Source organism: uncultured Granulicatella sp., from assembly GCF_938030755.1.
Lineage (GTDB): Bacteria > Bacillota > Bacilli > Lactobacillales > Aerococcaceae > Granulicatella.
In genome coordinates this window covers 31,497-52,497 of the sequence record NZ_CALHIF010000056.1, presented here as the reverse complement: position 1 = coordinate 52,497, position 21,001 = coordinate 31,497, and the positions used below count along the sequence as shown (strand labels likewise).

General features: G+C 36.6%; 23 protein-coding genes. 4 read left to right on the top strand and 19 right to left on the bottom strand.

Annotated elements, in window-relative coordinates:
- The 5 genes from rimM to rpsP form a co-directional block, all read right to left on the bottom strand.
- Nucleotides 1-516 carry a ribosome maturation factor RimM gene (rimM, locus tag Q0594_RS05635; protein WP_298730366.1) on the bottom strand — a complete coding sequence of 172 codons (516 nt, stop codon included), beginning with the start codon at nucleotides 514-516 and terminating at the stop codon, nucleotides 1-3.
- A 12-nt stretch (nucleotides 517-528) separates the two neighbouring features.
- On the bottom strand, nucleotides 529-870 hold the full coding sequence (locus tag Q0594_RS05630) for a hypothetical protein (RefSeq protein ID WP_298730364.1): 342 nt from the start codon (nucleotides 868-870) through the stop codon (nucleotides 529-531).
- Nucleotides 870-2,162, bottom strand: a complete 1,293-nt coding sequence (locus Q0594_RS05625) for a DUF1576 domain-containing protein (protein WP_298730362.1) — start codon at nucleotides 2,160-2,162, stop codon at nucleotides 870-872. Before Q0594_RS05625 ends, Q0594_RS05630 begins: the two co-directional genes overlap by 1 nt.
- A 539-nt stretch (nucleotides 2,163-2,701) precedes the next feature.
- A complete protein-coding gene (locus tag Q0594_RS05620; RefSeq protein ID WP_298650094.1) occupies nucleotides 2,702-2,941 on the bottom strand; it encodes a KH domain-containing protein in 240 nt (79 codons plus the stop codon).
- Between the two features lie 39 nt (nucleotides 2,942-2,980).
- Nucleotides 2,981-3,253 carry a 30S ribosomal protein S16 gene (gene rpsP, locus Q0594_RS05615; protein WP_005606737.1) on the bottom strand — a complete coding sequence of 91 codons (273 nt, stop codon included), beginning with the start codon at nucleotides 3,251-3,253 and terminating at the stop codon, nucleotides 2,981-2,983.
- Between the two features lie 200 nt (nucleotides 3,254-3,453).
- On the opposite strand from rpsP, the gene Q0594_RS05610 reads away from it, so the two are divergent.
- Complete coding sequence (locus Q0594_RS05610) at nucleotides 3,454-5,955, top strand: transglycosylase domain-containing protein (RefSeq protein WP_298730360.1); 2,502 nt, start codon at nucleotides 3,454-3,456, stop codon at nucleotides 5,953-5,955.
- Between the two features lie 59 nt (nucleotides 5,956-6,014).
- Here the strand turns inward: Q0594_RS05610 and ccpA are convergent, their stop codons facing one another.
- Nucleotides 6,015-7,016, bottom strand: a complete 1,002-nt coding sequence (gene ccpA, locus Q0594_RS05605) for a catabolite control protein A (RefSeq protein WP_298730358.1) — start codon at nucleotides 7,014-7,016, stop codon at nucleotides 6,015-6,017.
- Between the two features lie 157 nt (nucleotides 7,017-7,173).
- On the opposite strand from ccpA, the gene Q0594_RS05600 reads away from it, so the two are divergent.
- Entirely contained in the window at nucleotides 7,174-8,277 is a 1,104-nt protein-coding gene (locus Q0594_RS05600) for an aminopeptidase P family protein (protein ID WP_298730357.1), read from the top strand.
- 45 nt (nucleotides 8,278-8,322) lie between these two features.
- Here the strand turns inward: Q0594_RS05600 and Q0594_RS05595 are convergent, their stop codons facing one another.
- Nucleotides 8,323-8,757, bottom strand: a complete 435-nt coding sequence (locus Q0594_RS05595) for a YtxH domain-containing protein (protein WP_204703694.1) — start codon at nucleotides 8,755-8,757, stop codon at nucleotides 8,323-8,325.
- A 22-nt stretch (nucleotides 8,758-8,779) separates the two neighbouring features.
- Nucleotides 8,780-9,181: a DUF948 domain-containing protein gene (locus tag Q0594_RS05590; protein WP_005606742.1), complete on the bottom strand. Its 402-nt coding sequence runs from the start codon at nucleotides 9,179-9,181 to the stop codon at nucleotides 8,780-8,782.
- Between the two features lie 147 nt (nucleotides 9,182-9,328).
- Between Q0594_RS05590 and Q0594_RS05585 the strand changes: the two genes are divergently transcribed.
- Nucleotides 9,329-10,198, top strand: a complete 870-nt coding sequence (locus Q0594_RS05585; protein WP_298730355.1) for a mechanosensitive ion channel domain-containing protein — start codon at nucleotides 9,329-9,331, stop codon at nucleotides 10,196-10,198.
- 29 nt (nucleotides 10,199-10,227) lie between these two features.
- Here Q0594_RS05585 and cbpB read toward each other — a convergent pair whose 3' ends face one another.
- The 10 genes from cbpB to Q0594_RS05535 form a co-directional block, all read right to left on the bottom strand.
- Entirely contained in the window at nucleotides 10,228-10,692 is a 465-nt protein-coding gene (gene cbpB, locus Q0594_RS05580) for a cyclic-di-AMP-binding protein CbpB (RefSeq protein ID WP_049555246.1), read from the bottom strand.
- A complete protein-coding gene (locus tag Q0594_RS05575) occupies nucleotides 10,682-11,230 on the bottom strand; it encodes a metallophosphoesterase (RefSeq protein ID WP_298730353.1) in 549 nt (182 codons plus the stop codon). Before Q0594_RS05575 ends, cbpB begins: the two co-directional genes overlap by 11 nt.
- Nucleotides 11,227-12,675, bottom strand: coding sequence for a glutamate racemase (racE, locus tag Q0594_RS05570; RefSeq protein ID WP_298730351.1), 1,449 nt, complete (start codon nucleotides 12,673-12,675; stop codon nucleotides 11,227-11,229). Before racE ends, Q0594_RS05575 begins: the two co-directional genes overlap by 4 nt.
- A gap of 472 nt (nucleotides 12,676-13,147) precedes the next feature.
- Nucleotides 13,148-13,873, bottom strand: a complete 726-nt coding sequence (locus tag Q0594_RS05565; RefSeq protein WP_298730350.1) for a hypothetical protein — start codon at nucleotides 13,871-13,873, stop codon at nucleotides 13,148-13,150.
- Nucleotide 13,874: 1 nt separating this feature from the next.
- On the bottom strand, nucleotides 13,875-14,726 hold the full coding sequence (locus Q0594_RS05560; protein WP_298730348.1) for an ABC transporter ATP-binding protein: 852 nt from the start codon (nucleotides 14,724-14,726) through the stop codon (nucleotides 13,875-13,877).
- Nucleotides 14,726-15,091 carry a GntR family transcriptional regulator gene (locus tag Q0594_RS05555; protein ID WP_298730346.1) on the bottom strand — a complete coding sequence of 122 codons (366 nt, stop codon included), beginning with the start codon at nucleotides 15,089-15,091 and terminating at the stop codon, nucleotides 14,726-14,728. Before Q0594_RS05555 ends, Q0594_RS05560 begins: the two co-directional genes overlap by 1 nt.
- A gap of 167 nt (nucleotides 15,092-15,258) precedes the next feature.
- Nucleotides 15,259-15,570, bottom strand: coding sequence for a thioredoxin (trxA, locus tag Q0594_RS05550; protein ID WP_039849092.1), 312 nt, complete (start codon nucleotides 15,568-15,570; stop codon nucleotides 15,259-15,261).
- Nucleotides 15,571-15,646: 76 nt separating this feature from the next.
- Nucleotides 15,647-18,004 carry an endonuclease MutS2 gene (locus Q0594_RS05545; protein ID WP_298730344.1) on the bottom strand — a complete coding sequence of 786 codons (2,358 nt, stop codon included), beginning with the start codon at nucleotides 18,002-18,004 and terminating at the stop codon, nucleotides 15,647-15,649.
- Nucleotides 18,005-18,058: 54 nt separating this feature from the next.
- On the bottom strand, nucleotides 18,059-18,595 hold the full coding sequence (locus Q0594_RS05540; protein ID WP_298730342.1) for a CvpA family protein: 537 nt from the start codon (nucleotides 18,593-18,595) through the stop codon (nucleotides 18,059-18,061).
- A 5-nt stretch (nucleotides 18,596-18,600) separates the two neighbouring features.
- Nucleotides 18,601-18,957 (bottom strand): cell division protein ZapA, encoded by a 357-nt coding sequence (locus Q0594_RS05535; RefSeq protein WP_298730340.1) that lies wholly within the window; start codon nucleotides 18,955-18,957, stop codon nucleotides 18,601-18,603.
- A 138-nt stretch (nucleotides 18,958-19,095) separates the two neighbouring features.
- Here Q0594_RS05535 and rnhC point away from each other — a divergent pair, with 138 nt between their 5' ends.
- Nucleotides 19,096-20,010: a ribonuclease HIII gene (gene rnhC / locus Q0594_RS05530; RefSeq protein WP_298730338.1), complete on the top strand. Its 915-nt coding sequence runs from the start codon at nucleotides 19,096-19,098 to the stop codon at nucleotides 20,008-20,010.
- A 39-nt stretch (nucleotides 20,011-20,049) separates the two neighbouring features.
- On the opposite strand, the gene Q0594_RS05525 is transcribed toward rnhC, so the two are convergent.
- Entirely contained in the window at nucleotides 20,050-20,949 is a 900-nt protein-coding gene (locus Q0594_RS05525; protein ID WP_005606761.1) for a magnesium transporter CorA family protein, read from the bottom strand.
- Nucleotides 20,950-21,001: the final 52 nt, after the last annotated feature.

Here is a 21,001-nt window from a genome sequence, read left to right as displayed (position 1 = left end):
TTAATCGATCAACCCTTCCAATAAATGGATATAAGCTTTCTTTTCTTCTTTATCGACTTTATAAACAACAGGCTCAATAAATGGAATCAAGAGTTCTTTCTTCCCTCTTTGTTTTACAACCCAGACATCGTTCGAACCAGGTGAAAGAATTTCAGTCACTTTTCCAAGTAATTCACCTTCATCCGTTACGATTTCGAGTCCGATAATTTCATGGTAATAAAACTCATCATCTTCTAATTCCGTTAATTGTTCTTCGGCCACCTTAAGAAGACATTCTTTGTATTTTTCAACATCTTCGATACGGTTCATTCCTTCGAAGGTTAATAAATCAAAGTTTTTATGACGACGATGACTTGCCACTGTCACAAATGTAAGAAACTCTCCTTCTTTAAAAATGGCTAATTCTGTTCCTTTTTTATAACGTTCTTCAGCAAAATCGGTCGTCGAAATCACTCGAACTTCCCCACGAAGTCCTTGTGTATTTACGATTTTTCCTACTTTATAAAAAGTTGTCATTCTATTTCCTCCTTAAAAGAGTCGTTCCACAATAATTTTCAATGTGCTCTCTGAGACTTCCACATCATAGTCATCGACACATTGTCCGAGCATGCAATAATTTTTATCACGATTATGCGTTCCCATTAACGAACTATACATCGAATCTAATTCTAAATGTTTCTCAACCGAAAGCCCAGCTTCTAGTAAATCTAAGTCTTCAGGTAATTTTGTATAAGGCGCAGTGCACGTAATCGTTGCTTTTTCATGCGGTACATAAGATACATGTGTAGTCACGTCATACAATTCATGATATAGGAAATAATCCACCATTTCCTTTACGATACGTTTTACAAAATCCTTTTCTGTTGCCATTATCCCTCTGCCTTTCTTTCTTTCATCTCTTGACGAATGCCTTCAAAAATTTCAAAAATTGGTACGAGAAGCGCTGCAACGAATCCTCCTGCAAACCCATTATTATACAGATTTAGTCCACCATGCATTACAACCACATGGCTTACTAGTGTAATATGAACAAATCCTGCTATCATCCCCGCAAACGGCCCATAATAACCACTAACCGGAGCAAGTGTCGTTCCGAAAATCGCTGCAATAAGGGCGCTCGTACTTGTAGGTTCTACTCCCGTCAAGTAAGAACCAATCATAATCCCCACTAAAACTGGAACCGTATTTTTCACTTGGTTCCCAAACGCCCCAAAGCTCATAACACCAATAATACTTCCGACAATCGGACCATTTAACTGTCCCCCATTCATAAGAACATATCCTAATAATATAAATCCTATAATACTCATGTTCAGTGTCACTGTTGCCAGATTCGTCATTTCAACAAAATCACTTGGCAAACGTCCTGAAAGCTTTAAGAGTAACTTAAAATGATATTTTTCTTTCTTTTTGAAATGTAAATAGAAACTTGTCACTATCAGAATCACACAAAATCCGATTAGCAGTTGATACAAAATCAATGGACTCTGTGTACTTGTTAGTGTTCTAGTCTCTACTTCAATTCCAAATGCATTCATAAATCCTAGAACAACCATTCCAATAATTCCAGCTGTAAACCCGACATTATACAAGCTAAACCCTTGATGGAACCCAAGAAATTGTGTGGATAGTTGAGGTAAGATGAAACCAATAAAAATTCCTAAAGCATACGCGATTAGAACGCTCCATCCTTGTGGTAGAACTCCGCTAAATGCTAAGAAAGAGATCAATGGGCCTAAAGCAGATCCAAATAATCCAACAATGACATAATTTCGATAATTTTGTTTCGTTACCTTCGTATAAATCCATACCCCTATCATAAATGGGATACTATTGAAGATATTTTTCCCGAAAAATGAGAATCCAGCAAGCATGCCCAAACTTCCAATCACTGTTCCGTTTAAAGGAATTTCCAGTTTTTTATAACTATAAATACTGATACCGAGCATAATCGCGACATTTAACAAGGTACTTCCAACAGACGCAATTTCCATATAATCCGTAAACAACTGACTTGGCGATACTAGTATCGTCATCATCCCACTCACTAAGAACTTTGGTGATTCGATGACAAATGCTAGTATCATTAACATTACAGACAGGCCGAATAAATAATAATATTGTCGATTCATCTGTTTTTTTAATATCGGCTTTTTCTTCATACGGTCTTCCCTTCAACTATAATATTACTTATTTATCATAACAAACTCACGGAAAACAATCAAAAACGGCAGTACTAACAACAATAAAAGAACACTCATTATAATATATACGTTATAATGAGTGTTACCTTATAAGATATCACTCGTATTCTTCTTTTCCTATAACTCAATGCATAAATCTAACCAGTGTAGCACTAACCATTTTAAGCACCTCGTTAAAAGCACATACCCTCTTCTGTCACTTCCCTGGTGAAGTCTTGTAGAAATCCAAACTTTTCTATAATTACAAAATGATGACGGAGAATCCTACGGATTTTATACTCACTGTAATGAGGAATCGCATTAAATGCGAATTAGAGGGAGTTAGGAAGAATTCCTTACTCCTTCTTTGAGGCTTTAAAGTCGAGAGACGCCAGACTCGAGCCATTGCCCTTTTACAGTGAGTATAAAGAAATCCGTAAGCATTCTCCGTCATCATCATATTTATTCTCTTATAGAACAAAAAAGCCCTGGATTTCTCCAAGGCTTCATCGTTCTATTTAGGCTTCAATACTTAAACGAACACGTTTTGGTCCACGAGTACGAACACTATAAGTAATCGTACGAATCGCGCGAGCCACTCGTCCTTGTTTACCGATCACACGACCGATATCTTCAGGATTTACGTGTAAAGTATATTCCATGAATTCATCTGATTCAGAGATATCAATACGAACATCGTCAGGGAATTCTACTAATGGTTTAACCATTGACAATACTAATTCACTAATATCAGGCATTCTTTTCACCTCTCCATCGAATTGTCGACTTTATAGAAATTACTTAGAAAACTTTGATTCGTGGAATTTCTTCATGATACCTTGTTGTGACAACAAATTACGAACTGTATCAGAAGGTTGAGCACCGTTAGCTAACCATTTTAATGCTAATTCTTCATTGATTGAAACTTCTGCTGGGTTTGCTACTGGGTTGTATGTTCCAACTGTTTCGATGAAACGACCATCACGTGGTGAACGTGAATCAGCTACAACTACACGGTAGAAAGGATTTTTCTTAGAACCCATACGTTTTAAACGAATTTTAACTGCCATTATTTACACCTCCATGTATTAATCTCACAGTTACATAGTTTAGCAGAAAGAAGAATGCTTGTAAAGTATTTTATCTTTACACCGCAAAAAAATTGCTCTAAAAATGCTCTAAACCCTATTAAAACAAGTAATAAATAGAATTTAATGCTTATTTTTGATATACTAGATAAAAATATGTATAAACGAAAAGAGTTGAAATTATGTCAGTTCAGAACCAAACTCCAGATTGGCGCGAGGCTCTACTAACTTTTTGGAATAAACCTATATTGAAAAATATTCGATTTATTTTTAACATTGCTTATTCAGTTCTAAAAAATATTTTTGTAATTGCGATTTTATTCTTAATGCTATTAGGAATATTTGGTGGTGGAATTGGATTAGGATATTTTGCAAGTTTGACTTCCAATGAAGAGCCCCTTACCCAAGAACAAATGAGTGACGCAATTGGAAATCTTAATTTGATCTCTAGTTTCCATTATAGTGACGGTACAAAAATTTCAGATGTGAATTCTGATGAACTACGAATTGTAAAACCTCTATCAGAAATTTCTCAATACGTGATTGATGGAATTATCGCAACAGAAGATAGTTCATTCTACGAACACAATGGAATCGTACCAAAAGCTTTACTTCGTGCTATTCTCCAAGAAGCTGTTTCTTCTGGATCAGGCGCAACAGGTGGTTCCACCCTTACGCAACAATTAATTAAGCAACAAATTTTGACGAGTGAAGTCACTTTCAAACGGAAAGCCAATGAAATTTTATACGCATTACGTCTTGAAAAACACTTTACGAAAGATCAAATTTTAGAAGCTTACTTAAACGTTTCTTCCTTTGGTCGAAATCATAATGGATTAAATATTGCCGGAATCGAAGAAGCTGCTCAAGGTGTTTTCGGAGTGGCCGCAAAAGATTTAACCCTACCACAAGCTGCTTATCTTGTCGGGATGCCACAAAATCCGATTGTGTATACTCCTTATACAAACCAAGCTACGTTAAAAGAAGATACTTCTGCGGGTATTGAACGTATGAAATTTGTTCTCTTTAGTATGTATCGTGAAAATAAGATTACAAAACAACAATACGAAGAAGCTCTTGCGTATGACATTACAAAGGACTTCCTTCCGCCAAAAGAAATTTCTTCAGATAGACAATCTTATCTATATCAAGCTGTAAACCGTGAAGCGATTAAAGTCCTCATTACTAAAGCAGCTCAAAAGAATAAATTAACGTATGATGAAGTTCGTAATGACTCAGAGCTTTACAGCAAATATTACGATGAAGCTAGTCGTAAGCTAAGTTCCTCCGGGTACAAGGTCACCTCAACCATTGATCAAAAAGTCTATGACGCAATGCAAAAAGCCATTGCAGATTATGGAAACCAAATTGGTCCAACGTATAATACACAATATGTTGATCAAAATACCGGAGAAACAAAAACACAAACAGAAGCTGCTCAAAATGGAGCGGTTATGATTGAAAATAAAACAGGTCGTATTCTTGGATTTGTTGCTGGTCGAGATTTCGAATCAAACCAAGTAGACCACGCGTTTACTACGCACCGTTCACCAGGATCAACTATTAAACCAATCTTGGTTTATGCTCCTGCTATTGAAAATAATCTGATTTATCCTGCAAGTATTGTTCCAGATACTAAAGTAAGTATTCCTCAAGGAAATGGTACTTACTGGCAACCAACAAACTACGGAAACACAATAACGAACCAATTCCTAACAGTTCGTTATGCACTATTCCGTTCGTTTAACAATCCTGTTATCAAGATTTACCAAACAATGCTTCAAAAAGGCATTAACGCAGGTGAATACTTGAAGAAGATGGGCATCAAAGGGATTACTGATGATGAGTATCAAAATATCGCCCTCTCAATTGGGGGGACTCGAACGGGCCCGACTGTTTTAGAACAAACAAGTGCCTTCTCTACCTTAGCAAACGGTGGGGAACACCACGATGCCTACTTAATCGAGAAAATTGAAGATTCCAGAGGAAATGTTGTCTATCAACACGAAGACAAAAAAGAACGTGTCTTCTCTGAAGCGACGTCTTATTTAACAACAAATATGCTTCAAGATATCGCAAATTCGGCTCAATTTTACAATATGAAGGGAAATATGGGCTTCAGTTCAGACTTAGCAGGTAAAACTGGTACTTCTGAAAATGAAATTGATAACTGGTTCGTCGCTTATACGCCAACAGTAACGTTAGGTTCTTGGATTGGATACGATAACTTCTATAATGCCCGATATTCTATTACTGCTGGTGATGGATACGGAGAACCAACTACTAGAAGTCAACGTCAATGGACTTACTTAATGAAGGCAGCTTATGAAGCAAATCCTGAATTAATTGGTAAGGAAACAACCTTTAAACAACCGGATTCTGTTTATCGTGATTCTGTCGTATCCACAACAGGTACGAAAGCTGGAACGTTCAAAGCTGAAAACGGCAGAACCTACTCGATTAGTGGCGGAATGACAACCGACTGGTTCAAGAAGGATTTCCCTCCGATGAATCCTTTCTACAACTTCGCTATTGGTGCTACTCCTGAAGAAATGAATAACTTCTGGAATAAAGCCACTCCTAAGAAAGATGAGAAAAAAGATAACAAGAAAGATGAGAAGAGAAATGAGAAGAAAGAGGAAACAACTCAATCCCCTTCAAGTCAAACGACTAGATCAAACTAATAAAAAAGGCTGGACATTGTCCAGCCTTTTTATTGTGGAATTTGTAAATTTAACACTACTTATTTAGTGGTATTTCTCCATTCAATCTTGTATGGTAATGTAATTTCAGACTCTACGATTTCTTCTTTATTCATAATCTTTGTTAAAAGACGCATCGCAACGGCACCAATATCATATAAAGGAGGTGCAATCGTTGAAAGAATTGGACGAGTCATTTTCGTTAATTTAGAATTGTTGCTTGAAACCAATTCAAATTTTTCAGGAACTTTAACGCCTAAATCGATTAATCCATTTAATAATCCTACTGAAGTTTCGTCATCAGTTACCACCGCAGCAGTCGCACCTGCTTTATGGATACGTTCAGCTACAGACTCCCCTGCATGATACGTTAATGGAACTTCATAAACCAATTTTTCATCGAATTTAATTCCTGCTCTTTCTAAAGCTGCTTTATATCCTTCTAAACGGAAATCAACTGAAGCCACATTTTTCATTGCAGCAGTGACAAAAGCAATTTTCTTATGTCCATTCTCAATTAATGTTTCCACTACTTCTTTTGTTGCTTCATTGAAATCAATATTTACTGAAGCAATTTCGTGTTCTGCATCCATCGTTCCTGCTAACACAATCGGTGTTTTTGAACGAACAATTTCAGTACGTAATTCAGGGGTTAGATGGTTTCCCATATATAAAATCCCATCTACTTGTTTAGAGAATAAAGTATTTAACACTTGAATTTCTTTATGATTATTTTGGTCTGAGTTTGCTAAAATGATGTTATATTTATACATTGTAGCAATGTCATCAATCCCACGAGCTAAACTAGCAAAATAAAGGTTTGTAACATCAGGAATAATAACTCCCACAGTCGTTGTTTTTTTACTCGCTAACCCACGCGCAACGGCATTTGGACGATAATCCAATTCGTCAATTACATCTAAAACTCTCTTACGAGTTGCTGGTTTAACGTTTGGATTTCCATTAACAACACGCGATACTGTAGCCATGGATACATTCGCTTCACGCGCAACATCATAAATCGTAATTGTTTGCTTTTCCATCTACAAATCTCCTTTGTGCATCTTTTCATCTATCATTAGGGTAGCACTTTCATAAAATTAATGCAAGCGTTTAACGAAAATTTTCAAAAACTTTTTGAAACTATTTACATTCTTGATACGATAAGTATGCTACAATAGTTTTAAGGAGATGATCAATATGAATTTAAACCCTACTTTCAAACAACTAGAAACTGAATTATCAAAACAAAACAATCCGATTGCTCTAATCCAAAATCCTGAAACCATTCGTCTTTTAACGAATTTTTCAACAGATCCTCATGAGCGGATTGTGGCTCTTGTCTACTCACCCAGCTCTACCCCACTATTATTTGTTCCAGCATTAGAGCATCAAGTCGCTCAAAAAGCGGAACCAGATTTTATCGTGAAAAGTTATCACGATCATGAAGATGGATGGAAGCTCCTATCAGATGCGATTAAAGAACACTTCCCTGCAGAGCCAAATTTCGCTGTAGAAAAAGTGGACTTCTCTCTTTTTGCAGCAGAACAAGTTCAAAAGCATTTTAAAGATGTTCATTTTTCTGTAGATTTAACGCCAATCGTTCAACAACTTCGTCTTGTAAAAGATCAAGAAGCCGTTGAAAAACTCGTCTACTCTGGAACCTTTGCTGACAAAGCGATTGAAATCGGAAAGAACGCCTTAAAAGTAGGCATCAGCGAACGTGAAGTGGTAGCCATCATCGAATTTGAAATGAAAAAACTCGGCGTCTCTCAGATGAGCTTTGATACCATGGTGCTCTTTGGAGATCACGCGGCAGATCCTCACGGTGAACCTGGAGACCGCACCCTTAAAGAAAATGAATGGGTTCTATTTGACCTTGGTACAATGGTAGATGGGTACGCAAGTGACATTACACGTACCGTCTTCTTTGGAAATAGCCAGGAAAAAAATCCACGCCATCAAAAAATCTATGATATCGTTCAAAAAGCGCATGATACAGCCATCGCAGCTGTAAAACCAGGGATGAAAGCAAGCCAAATTGATAAAATCGCTCGTGATATTATTACAGAAGCTGGATACGGTGAGTACTTCATCCACCGCCTTGGACACGGGATTGGCCAAAGCGTACATGAATTTCCTTCAATCATGGAAGGAAATGATATGGAACTCGTTGAAGGTATGTGTTTCTCTGTAGAACCGGGTGTTTATATTTCAGCTGACTTCGGTGTTCGTATCGAAGACTGTTTAGCTGTTACCGAAAATGGTTCAAAACTCTTCACTAAAGTAAAATATGACTTTTAGACAAGCAAAAAGACTGGGAAATTTCCCAGTCTTTTTAAGTGTGCATTATTTTGCTTCTTTTTTAGCTTCTTCTTTCACATCTTGAGCTTTTTCTTTTACATCTTCTGCTAATTCAGCAACCACTTCAGCTGACTCTTCTTTTTGTTTTGAGAAGTTTTCTTTTACTTTATCAACTGTTTCGTTGAATTGGTCTTTTAAGTTTTCAGTATGTTTAGAAACTTGTTCTTTTAGATGAGAAGCTTGTTCTTGTAAGTTAATACGAATATCTTGAGTTGAAGCTTTGGCAACTTCAGTGAATTCTGCTCCTTTTGCTAAAGCAATTTCACCATATTCTGACAGTTGTTCTTTATAACGACCAGCTTCTTTTGCTAAATCTTCACGTAATTCTTTTCCTGATTTTGGTGCAAATAGCAATGCAGTTACTGCTGCTGCTGTTCCCCCGATTAATGCCCCTAATAAAAATCCGCATTTTTTACTCATGTTCAACACTCCATTTCATTAATTATATTTTTTTCTTTTTGGAAAAAAATGCTCTTCCGAAGTTAACTGCCGTGGCTACACGACTCGTTTTAGAAAGTTTTACTGCTTTTGTTGCTAGATTTCGTGAAGATGCATTTACATCTGAAATTGTCACACCTAAATCTCCAGCTGCAGTAAACAATGGATCAGTGGCTTTTAATTTACCATTGATATCATCCACCAATACATTGGCTTTACTTAATAACCCCTCTACTTCAATTGAGAGGCTGTCTACATCTTTAGTAATAATCTCTAATGAATGATTCATGTTCTCAACGGTTTTATTTAATTTTGATAAAATCGGTGATACTTTGACAATCACAAAAACTACTAAGGCTAATAAAGCACATGCAGCTATTAATGCAGCAATCTCAATACCTGTCATTGAGCCATTCCTCCAATCTTCTAGTATGATTCAATCATAACACTATCCCTTTAAAATTACCATCAAATTCTTTGTAAAATGAATCTCTTTCATTCGTTTTTTTTGTATGCTACACTAATTGTATTCAATTTTAAAGGAAGACTGATTATGCGTGTATTTTTATGGTTCGATTCCATCTCTAATTTCTTTATCAATTATTGGAATGGGATTGAATGGGAATCTATTTTATCTACTCTCTTTACTAAACTACTCTCACTCATTATTTTATTCTTACTATTTTATTTAGGAAAAAAACTAGCTCATTTTCTTTTTAAGAAAACCATTCTCTCTTCTATGAGAGTCTCTACTCAATCGGAAAGTCGCAAGAAAACCATTCTTAAATTATTAGAGAATATGTTGGATTATTTCTTATATTTCATTTTGATTTATTGGATTCTTTCGATTATCGGAGTCCCAATTTCTAGTTTACTAGCAGGTGCCGGAATTGCTGGGGTTGCTTTAGGACTAGGAGCACAAGGTTTCTTATCAGATGTCATCAATGGATTGTTTATCTTAATGGAACGTCAATTTGAAGTCGGGGATGCTGTTTTAATTAATACCATCTCTGGAACGATTGCGAGCGTTGGCGTTCGTACAACCCAAGTTCGAGGATATGATGGAACCCTGCATTACATTCCCAATCGCAACATTACCATCGTTAGTAACCAGTCTAGAGGAAATATGAGAGCTTTAATCGAACTTCCACTCAATAGTAATGTTGATTTAAAAACGGTCTATGAAACCATCGAAGCCGTTAATACTCGATATGCTAAATCGGATGAGGCTCTAGCTTCTGCCCCAAATATTGTAGGCCCTCAAACAAAACCAACTGGACAATTTGTCTTCACGATTTCTATCATGACGAAGAATGGATTGCAACATGCAACTTATCAAAAATACTTAACTTTATATCAAGAAGCATTATTAAAAAAAGGAATTGACCTTTCGACTCCAACAATTCCCTATCTGACAAAATAAAAGAAGGCGAAAAATTTTCGCCTTCTTTTTTATTTTTCAACTAAATCAAATTCTCTAGTTAATTCATGAACCATGAAATTAATGCGTTTCAATACTTCTTTTCTAGTCACAATTCCTAAAAATTCTTGGTTTTCATTTGTAATACAAATAAAACTTTGATCCACTAAATCCCTCAATACATCTTCCATATCCGTATCAACGAAAATCGTTGGAAACTCCGTCTTCATGACATCACGAACTTTATACTTACTGAGTTGATTCATATGAATTTGCTCGACTCCAGTAATCTTCTGCAAAATCATCGCTAAAGACACTAAGCCGACAATTTGATTTTCTTTATTCAAAACAGGAATTAAAGAATATCGTACATTCGTAAGAACTAACATGGCATGCTCTAATGTATGGTCTTCTTGTAGAATCGCTACATTCTCAGCATCAATAAAGAGCTGCTCTCGGTTTTCCAATAATAATTCTTGTATTCTCTTATGAATCAAGCGTATAACCTCCTTCAGGGCTCCAAGTATAGTTTAAAACTAAATCATCTAATACTTCATGCTTCGTCGTATAATACGTTAAACGAATTCGTTCTTTTGATAAAATCTCTAATACAGCATAGCTCGCTGTTCCTGCATAAGTCCCTCTTGGAAAATTCGTTGATCCTGAATTAATACATAAAACTCCATCAACAGTCTCTGCATTAAGCTTATGAGTGTGCCCGTACAAAGCTATACTAGCCCCTTTTTCTTTAGCCATATTTGCTAAATACTCTCTTCCAGCATTTACATATTGATGATGCCCATGAGTGACAAAGAACGTAATGCCTTCTACTTCAAACACCTCAAACTCAGGATACTCGATATCATAATCACAATTTCCTGTAACTCTCACACAATGAGATAATAATCCATCCTTATAAGGAAACTCAGAATCCCCTGTATGAACAAAAGTTACTTTTTCTCCAGAAAAATGATCAAAAATTTTCTTGAGCGTCAACTCTTGACCATGATTATCACTGACAATGACTATTTTCATTCGGTTTCCTCCACATCTCCTAAAGAGTTTGTCCATTGTTCCCATTTTCCAACCAATAATTCAATCGCTTTTGCGCGGTGGCTAATTTTATTTTTGATATCCATTCCTAGTTCTGCAAATGTTTTTTGGTACTCTGGCACTAAAAATAATGGATCATAACCAAATCCACTGTCTCCTGACGGTAAAGTAGCAATTTCTCCGTGACATTCTGCCTGTACTACAAGTGATTCCTGAAAAGGCGCTGCCAATACTAAACAACACGTGAAATGAGCTGCCCTTTCCTTTCCTTTAAGTCCACCTAGTTCTGATAACAGTTTTGCATTATTAGCCGCATCATTCTTCGCTTCTCCCGCAAATCTGGCTGAATAAACTCCTGGAAGTCCTTCTAGGGCATCTACACAAAGTCCTGAATCATCTGCTAAAACAATTGTTTGTAAAGCATTCGCAATCGTTTCTGCTTTCAGTCTCGCATTTTCCTCAAAAGTCGTTCCTGTTTCTTCTACTTCATCTAATTCTGGGAAATCTTTTAAGGTTTTAACCTTATAGCCCTTTGGTTCAAAAATTTTGGCAAATTCTTTTGCTTTTCCAACATTATTCGTTGCAATAACAATTTCTTTGTCAAGTTGAATAGGCGTTAATTTTTCCTCTAAAGTCACCCTCTTCACCTCTAATCTTTTTCTATGGAGCCAATTTTCAGCAATCTCTTCAAAAAGTGTTGCATCTCCCGTTGTATAAATTTCTAAAGTAGGATTTGGATTGGTTTCAGGAGTTTCACTGAGCTTACAATAATCTAAAAGAGCACTCACACTAGAAACCGTTTCTGCACCTGAATCAATCAAGGAAACTTGATTTCCAACAACTTTTTGAATCGTTTTTCTTAAAAGCGGATAATGTGTACAACCCAAAATTACTGTATCTACATTGGTTCCTTCTAATGGTTTGAGGGTTTCATTTACAATTTCCCAAGCTTCTGGGGTGTCCGATTGATTATTTTCGACAAGTGGAACAAAGTTTGGACAAGCAATATCAAATACTTGAATGTTCTTATTCTTGTCATGCATTGTTTTTGGATACACTTTACTTGAAATGGTAGCATTCGTCCCCAATACTCCGATTCGGTCATTAGATGTTTGCTTGATAGCCGCCAAGCTTCCTGGTTGAATCACTCCCACCACCGGAATCTCTAAAGTTTGTTGTAATTCCTCTAAGACGACTGCTGTAGCCGTATTACAGGCAATGACCAGCATTTTTATATTCTTTTGTAGTAAAAATTGCACCATTTCCAACGTATATTGGCGAATCTCTTCTTTCGGTCTTGTCCCATATGGGCAACGAGCAGAATCTCCTAAGAAGATCATTGATTCGTTTGGTAATTGTTTTAAGGCTTCTTTGAGAACCGTTAAGCCTCCAACACCAGAATCAATAAATCCAATTGGTCTTTTCATATTTTGCCAACCTCTCTATCTTTTGTCTTCTATAGTATACCATAGTTCGCGTGACGCTGATTCAAATGTGGTTTTGTTTATGAAAAAGTTAACCAACCAATAAATACCTTTTAAACACCTTCAATGTTTGAATGAAAAGGCTTTGGAGAGTCTGCACTGCGTGCTTTTATCGGATATCTTCATAGTGTTTGTAATAGCTGTAGCGGTTCGAGCCGTGGTCTCTCACCTACTGAGCCTCAAAGCAGTAGTAAGGAATAAATTCCTAACTACTGCTAATTCGCATCAGTTATACTCGCTATTACTCACACTATAGAATCCGGTAGGCACTCCGTTTGACTCCTCTAGCCTTTTCATTCAAACATTGGTGCATTCAACTTTTTTGAAGTACGATTAATAGACCAAAAAAAGAAAGGGGAAAAACCTCCGCCCAAAACAAAAAGAACTCCTGAGTGCAGGAGTTCTGGGATAGATTTTATTCTGGAGTGATGCTTTGGTGTTTTCTTGTAACGAGGATTTGAAGTGCCACTAGAATCACTAATGCGATAGAAATGGATTCCACTTTATGTGTTGTAATGATATTAAGAAATTCTAGAAAAGCTGTTACAAAACCTGGCATTTGGCCATCACTAATTTGGCGAGTAAAACTTCCTCCAATTAATGCAGTAATCAAGAACACTAGGCCTAGTCCATAGATTCCTGTTTTTTGATTAAATTTATTAAGCACAATTCCAAGAACATTTGCGATTAGGTGAATTAGAACGACTTTCACGAAAAAGACTGCGATGCTAATCACAATATTTTCTGGATTAGATAGGTCTCCTAAGTGCGATTGAATGGTTACTGAGCCCAATGAAACTCCACTTCTTAATGAAAGTAATAAGGCGTAAATCAAAGTGATGATTCCAGAATCGACAAGCGTTTGGATGAATAAGCTTTCGATTTGTTCTTTTCTTGTTAATCCTAATTGACTTTCTAGACGGAATTGTTCAACGATATAGCCAATCCCAATGATTAAGATAATCAATGCAATTTCATTATCAAAGTAAATTGGGAAATAAGTACCGAATGTGCTAAAGTCCCCATTTGCAAAAATCTTCATTAAGAAACTTGTAATAATCCACCAAATTCCTAAGAACATTAAAATTGTTTTCCATCTTCTTGCTAATCCCATGCTGACAACTGATAATAAACGGTTCATCTTATTCATTCTCCTTTCGAGTGATTGAGATAAAGTAATCTTGTAAGGTTAATGGAGAAAACTCTAATCCAGGTTGTGCTTCTTCCTTAGGCCCAATCACTACGCTTCTTGTATGGTTTCCGATTTGATCTGTTTCAAGAATCTTTTTACCGGCCACATATTCTTGTACTAATGGAGACGCTCCACTAACGACGTATCCTTTACGAAGAACATCTTCGACCAGTACTTCTTCTGTCACTACTCCGTCTTTAATCACAATGACTTTTTCTAAAATTGAGGCTACTTCTTCGATTAAATGGGTTGCAATCACAAATGTACGAGGACGGCGCGCATACGCTTCAAGCAACTTCTTATTGAAAAGTTGGCGGTGGTTCGCATCCAGTCCAAGTACTGGTTCATCTAAGAAGATGTATTCGCTAGGGTTGGCAAGCGCTAGGATAATTTTCATGATACTTTTATACCCTGTTGAAGCTTTTGAGTATTTTTCTTTCACCTTCACATCGAACACTTTGATGAGGTCTTGGGCAAATTCCATATCAAATTCTGGGTAAGTCCCTTGATAGATAGCAAGGAGATCTTTGAATTTATATTCTTGAGGGAACCAGTTATCCGAACTGGATAAGTACACTTCATGCATCGCATTTGGATTCTTATGAAGGTCAACCCCATCAAGAGTGATGTCCCCGCTTGTCTTTTCGATACGGCGAGCAATCATATTCAGCACTGTACTCTTTCCGGCACCATTTCGTCCAAGTAACCCGATAATACTTTCTGGTTCAATCGTGAACGTTGCTCCTTTCACCGCTTCTTTTTTGAAATACTTCTTCTTTAAATCTTTGACTTCAATACTCATTATTGGAACCCTCCTTCGATAATTTTAACTAATTCTTCTTTTGTAATTCCTAGTGCTTGCGCTTCTTTTAAAAAATTTGGGACCATCTGATTCGCAAATTCATTTTGCTTTTTGCTTAGAATAATTTTTCTTGCCCCTTCTGCTACAAACGTTCCAAGGCCTCTTCTTTTTTCTAATACTTGTTCGCTCACGAGTAAGTTCATTCCTTTCAATACTGTTGCTGGATTGATTTGATACCCTGTGGAAATCTCAGTTGTCGACGGTACTTGATCTCCTTCTTTGTAGACTTCATGGAAGATTTCTTCTTCTAGTTGATTGGCTACTTGTTGAAATAACGGGATATCACTTTGAAAATCAAATTTCATAACGCACCTCCTTTAAGTTTTATGTTTGTTGGTTAGTTACTTGTGTAATTAACTATAAAACTAAAAAACTATTTTGTCAACACTTTTTTTTAATTATTTTGAAAATAAAAAAAGGAGTGATAAAACAAGGGTTCTCCTTGCTTCATCACTCCTTCAAAAATATGATTTTATAAATATTGTGCTAACAATTCTTCTAATTGTTCTTTAGCATGGTAGCCAACTACTTTATTAACCACTTCTCCATCTTTTTTGATTAATAAAGTTGGAATGCTCATAATCCCAAAAGCACGAGCGGTTTCAGGGTTTTCGTCCACATCCACTTTAGTGAAAGTTACTTTGTCTCCCATTTCCTCGTCTAATTGGTCAATAACTGGTCCTTGCATACGACATGGTCCACACCATGTAGCCCAAAAATCTACTAAAACAACTCCATCTTTAGTTTCTTCTACAAAGTTTTTATCTGTTAATGATTTTACCATTCGAATCATCCTTTCCTTTTTCTATAAACCTAGTATAGCAACACCCCGGAAGGTGACCAACTATTCTGCTCACGGTTTACTTAAAGGTCACGATGGTCGCTCCATTTCCACCCGTATTCATCGGCGCAAATTCAAAACTTGCAACAGAACGGTGGCTACGTAGCACCTTATGAACGCCTTGCTGGATGGCTCCTGTTCCACGTCCATGAATAATCGTGACACGTGGATAGTTCGCAAGAATGGCTGCATCCAGATATAACTCTAAATCCTTCATCGCTTCTTCGTATCGTTTTCCACGTAAGTCTAATTCTGAAGAGACATGACTACTTCTAGCACTTTTCACAATCACTTGTTGTTTGGCTTCTTGCGTTTCGGCAATTGGGGCTAAGTCTTCTATAGCAATCTTCATCTTGATAATCCCCATTTGAACAACCCATTCCTCGTCACTGACTTTTTCAACAAGAGTTCCGCGTTGTCCAAATGAAAGAACTTCGACACTTTGTCCGACTTGCAGCGCCTTCTTCGCTTTTTCTTTACGAAGGACTTTATTCTTCTTCAAGGCTTGCTCATGTTTCAAGTCTGTCAAAGCAGTCTTCTTCTCAATCATTTCGTGTTCTTTAACCGTACTTTGCTTGCTTCTCAGTTGTAATTCGCGGATTTCAGACAAGATTTTATCCGCATCATCCTTACTTTGTTCAATTAAAGTATTAGCACGCTCTTTGGCTTCTTCTAGAAGTCTTGCTTTATTGGCTTTAAACTGTTCCGTTTCCTTTTGCAAATCTTCTAATAACTGTGTGCTTAACTCTAATTGATGACGCATCTTATCGGCATCACGCTGTGCACGGCGACGTTTTTGTTCCAAGTCACTAATCATCGCATTCAAGTCTTGGTCTTCTTCAGATAGAAGTCCGCGCGCTTGGTCGATAATGACAGGTGGTAGCCCAAGACGTTTTGAAATATCAAAGGCATTACTACGCCCTGGTACTCCTAGTAAGAGTTGATAAGTTGGTTGAAGGGTATCCCCATCAAATTCCATACTCGCATTAATGGTTTTAGGACGGTCATAACCGTATGCTTTCAACTCAGGATAGTGCGTTGAGGCAATCACATAACTTTGTTTACTTGCAATATAATCGAGAATCGCAATTGCAAGAGACGAGCCTTCTTGTGGATCTGTTCCTGAACCAATTTCGTCGATTAAAATCAAGGTCTTGTCGTTGATTTGTTTCAAAATAGACACGATATTCGACATATGAGAAGAGAACGTTGATAGGTTTTGTTCAATCGATTGTTCATCCCCAATATCTGCAAAAATCTCGGTAAAGATTCTTACTCGGCTATTTTCACCAGCAGGAATATACAGTCCCATCTGTGCCATCAGTTGAATGACACCGACCGTCTTCAAGAGAATGGTTTTCCCACCCGTATTCGGCCCTGTAATAACAATGGCTTGATACTCTTCTCCAAGAATAATATCGTTTGCCACAGCCTTCTCCCGGTCTAATAGTGGATGCCATGCTTTCCAAAGCGCGACATGATTCTGACGGTCAATACTAGGTTCTGTTGCCTTTATTTTATTAGCATATTGAGCCTTTGCATTCACTACGTCTAATCGTGCTAATACATGATGATTTTGATGCAATGAATTCGTGTATGGCATGAGTTTTTGAGAAAGTTCCCATAAAATGCGTTCGACTTCACGCTTTTCTTGGACTTGATATTCTCGTAATTTATTATTCAAATTAACAACTGCTTGAGGCTCCATGAAGAGAGTCTGACCTGTTGCACTTTGGTCATGTACAGTACCTCCAAAAACAGATTTATACTCTGCTTTTACCGGAAGTACATAGCGGTCATTACGAATCGTAATAATCGTATCACTTAAATACTGGGCATTCTTTCCTGTGAGGTATTGATCCATTTGGCGACGAATCTCTTGTTCCGTTTTCTGAATGCCTACTCGAATACCATGCAAGGTAGGAGACGCACTATCTAATACATATCCATCTTCTCGAATCGATGCTTCTAGTTCCTTCGTCACTTCAGGAATACTTTCTAATTTTTCAACTAGTCGAGGGATGCGCTTTAAAGAAATTTCCTCTTCTTCAACTTTTTCAAAGAAACGTTCTACCTCATGCGTTGTTGTTAACACACGTAAAATGTCACTTAATTCGCGCCCATTCAGTCCCGCTTCTAATTCCAATCGTTTCAAGGCAACACTAATATCTTTCAACCGTGGAATCGGAATTCCTTGTTTTAAACGAAGGAGTTCCACTCCATCTGAAGTTTCTTCGATTTTATTTTGAATCGCCTTTTCTTCCACTTCTATTGGAAGTTCTTTAATCATTTGCTTTCCTTTTTCGGAGGTGGCATATTCTGCTAATTGGGCTCTAATTTTATCAAATTCTAAAACCTTTTCGATTTTCGAATTCATAACAGTCCTTCTTTCTGAAAAAACGTGGAACAAATCTGTTCCACGCTCTCGTTTTTATTTAGGTAATAACCAACTTGAAACAATTTGTGTCACAATTGGAGTTTTGGTAATAATAAAGTTTGGCAATCCGCCTTCAATCATTTTTTGTGCTGGAGCCAGTGGAATCATCGCAATCGCGTAAAGCACGAAATAAATAAATAAATAGTTCATAACGAATCCTAATGCCGCACCGCTAATCGTATTAAATTGTTTTAATAACGGTAAAAATGTTAATTCGCTAGCAATATATCCTAGGAAACGAACCACTAACCATCCTAAAATCATAATCACTAAAAATGAAATCAATCTATAAAATGATTGGTCTAAATTCATTGCTTGTTCTTGAGAAAAAATTGCTAAATGATTTCCTGGAACATAGGACGGATACGGAATAAATACTGATAAAAATTTAGCTAGCTTTTCATGAGTAAATACTGCCACTAAAAACGTAATAAAGTAACCTGCAATATAAACTAATTGTAATGTTAATCCTCTACGAGCGCCCGTATAGATTCCAACGATTAAATAAAATAAAATGATTAGTGTAATCATAAACCCTACCTTCTCAACAAATCTTGTTGCAATTCAAATTGTTTTTCTAATTCTTTTTTTCTTTTTGAGTCAATGGAAGGTCGCTTATGATGCGCATTTTGCACTTCTTTTTCTAACTGCTCTACTCGCTTTTTCAATGCGACGACTTCTTCTTGTTTTTCGAATTGATTTGAAATAGCATTGATCGCTGCTAGGAGTGCCACTTCTTCATTCGATAATTTGTCTGATACTCGGGTGATTTGATCTAATTGCTCTTGTAAGACTCTCACAATACTTTGCATTTCTTGTTGAGACTTTTTCCCAATAATCGTATAGGATTTGCCGGCAATGACTGCTTTAACTCTTGATTTCGGTTGTTTCACAATAGATCATCTCCATTCCTCATAATATCATCTTATTCTACCATTTTTTGAGCAAAAAAACACGAATAATCCTCTTTTTGAAGGAGTAGACGAATAAATGTTCTCATGGTATTCTTAGAAAGAACAAGGAGGATTACTATGAATTCATTAACATTAACACTTTCAGCCAAACAGGTTTCCGCATTAGAAGCAAAATATCCTTCATATGTACAGTCCCCTCCTCCACACGCTGTTTTAAGGTTGAAGATTGATGGGTTAACCATTACTGCCTATCAATCTGGTAAAGTGCTATTCCAAGGAAAAGGCATTGAAGAGTTTATTCAAAATAATCAGCTGGAACCTTTGATGGAAACATTTGAAGGAAAATCAAAAGACGAGCCTTCTCTTCCAAAGAATTTTTCTTCTTGGAGCGTCATGGGTAGCGATGAAGTTGGAAACGGAGCTTACTTTGGTCCTTTAACCGTTGCCAGTGCTTACGTTTCAAAAGAACATATCCCACTTCTTAAAAAAATGGGGGTTAAAGACTCTAAAGATTTAACGGATGAACAAATCCGAGCTCTCGTTCCTAAAATTAAAGAGGTCATTCCTTATAAATTATTGACGCTTTGGCCCCAAAAATACAATGAGGTTCAACAAGTCAAAAACTTAAATGAAATGAAGGCTCTTCTTCACAATCAAGCCCTACGTCTCTTAAGTGAAAACATCATGCCGGAATCTCCTGAAGGGTATTTAATCGATCAATTTTGTAAGCCAGAATTATATTATCGTTATTTAAAAGGGCAGCCTTTAGTCGATAAAAATAAAACGTACTTTATTACAAAAGGCGAAAGCCATCATATCGCAGTAGCAGCGGCATCAATGATTGCTAGATGCGCTTTCCTGGATGGTTTAGACTCATTGAGTGCAGAATTCGGGTATAAACTACCAAGTGGTGCAGGAAGCAATGTGGATCAAATAGCAGCAAAAATTCTTAAACACAACGGAATGGATACTTTACGTAAAGTCGCAAAAATTCACTTTGCCAATACTGAAAAAGCAAAACGGATGAAATAGCAAAAGAGCAACTTCCTCAATAAGGGAAGTTGCTCTTTTTTAATCTTTCATTAGCTTTTGAATCACTTTGAGTGCACCCATCCAACCGAGTGCAATGATGAAGAGAATAATGGCCCATCCATATCGTAGTTCCGTCAAAGGAATTTGAACGTTCATTCCAAAAAATCCTGTCACAATATCTGGAATGGTCATCAAAATCGAGATGACTGTTAAAAATTTCATCGTATCATTCAAATTATTATTCAAAACATTATTATACGTTCCAGAAATTTGTCTTAAAATTTGAAGATGTAAATCTGTCATCTCAACTAATTGTTTTGCTTCGATAATATTGTCTTCCAATTGCTCTCTTTCAAAATCATCGAATTCTTTAAAGGCTTGTTGCGTTTTCAATTGCTCTAATACAACTGCATTTTGCTTAGTGGCAGATACTAAATACATTCCACCAATTTCCAAATCAGAAAGTGCAAATAAATTATTCTTAGTCGTTTTCTTTCGAAGGAGTTTGCTAATATTTTGCTGTTCTTTATTTAATTTTTCAATTACTGGGAAGTAATGCTCCGAAATGACAAAAAGGCTATGCAATAAAAGATTAAACACATTCCAATGAAGATTCTCTTCCAACTCTTCTACAATCGCATCGATAATGTATTCATTTTGACTATTTGAAATCGTGACAATTTGATTTTGACGAACAATGAATGTTAATGGAATCGTTTCATAGTGGTTCTCTTCTTTAGACAAGTTTAATACATTATAAATAACAACCAGCGTTTTCGTTCGACGGTTGTATTCCATATGTGCTCGCTCATTTTTATCCAGTGCATATTCAATCATTTCATCATCGATTTCATACGTATCATAAATGGATGAGTATTCACTAATCAAATCTGAATTGATATTAATCCAAGTATTATCTCCAAAGTGCATTACGCTCATTTAAACCCCTCCTTCGTATAGAATGCTGTATTAGTATAACATAATTTCTATT